The following is a 1,116-nucleotide window of genomic DNA, read 5'->3' as shown; positions in this document are numbered from 1 at the left end:
AGCAGTGGGCTTTTGATGATTCCCATTCTCCCAAGTACCAAAAATTCAAAATTGATGAGCTTCCTCTGATCACTGACTTCCGGCAAGACTGGACTTACAAGGATCTCATCCCTTACTACGAAAAACGTTACGGCAAGATAATCCGCCCCATAAGCCGCCGCTCCGATTGCCACATCCCGGATGACTGCTCCTGTCCTCGCTGTGATGCCCCCAAGCCATTCCTTTACAAGAACAATGGCTCCAAAGGGCAGCTCCTGTGCAAAATCTGTGATACCAGGTTCTCTCCGGATGAGAGCCGTTTTTTGTTGACGAAACTCCGTTGCCCGCATTGCAGCAGCTCCCTTGTCCCCAAGAAAGACCGCAAACACTTCACCATCCATAAGTGTGTCAACCCGAAGTGCCCTTACTATCTCCACAACCTCAAAAAAGTGGATAAACAGGACCTGAAAGATGAATTCGGCAAAAATAAATATAAACTCCACTACATCTATCGCGAGTTTACTGTGGATTTTTTCAGCATGGACCTGAACTCCCTGCCTAAGAACGCCTCCTCCCTGAAATTCAACAAGCACAATGCTCATGTCATGTCCCTGGCCCTGACCCTGCATGTCAACCTCGGCCTTTCCCTGAGGAAAACCTCCCAGGCACTAAAAGACCTCTATAACATCAGCCTCTCACACCAGCAGATTGCCAACTACTGCAAAACCGCCGCTGTCTGCATTAAGCCTTTTGTCGACCAGTATCCATACGAAAAGGGGGCTGCCTTCACCGCGGATGAAACTTATATTAAAATCCGTGGCATTAAAACCTATATCTGGCTCATCATGAATGCCGCAAGCCGTTCCATCATCGGTTATCAGGTATCTGACAACCGTGGCATCGGCCCCTGTATCCTCGCTATGCGGATGGCTTTCCAAGGCCTTACAAAGCTGCCGGAGAACTTTAAGTTCATTGCGGATGGTTACAGCGCCTATCCGCTCGCCGCAATGGAATTCGTAAAGAACTTCGGGAAAACCTTTACATTCCATATCACTCAGGTGATTGGGCTTACCAACAACGATGCTGTTTCTAAGGAACACCGTCCATTCAAACAGATGATTGAACGGCTGAACCGTA

1 protein-coding gene is annotated in these 1,116 nt (G+C 48.4%); it reads left to right on the top strand.

All coding sequences use genetic code 11. The annotated features are described in order from the left end of the window. Window positions 1–1,116 (top strand): DDE-type integrase/transposase/recombinase (locus tag CLOSYM_RS24040; RefSeq protein WP_044902345.1); only part of this gene is annotated, 1,116 nt, incomplete at both ends.

The organism is [Clostridium] symbiosum ATCC 14940, from assembly GCF_000466485.1.
GTDB classification, from domain to species: Bacteria; Bacillota; Clostridia; order Lachnospirales; family Lachnospiraceae; genus Otoolea; species Otoolea symbiosa.
The sequence above is the reverse complement of the archived record's forward strand: the minus strand, read 5'-3'. Positions and strand labels throughout refer to the sequence as shown.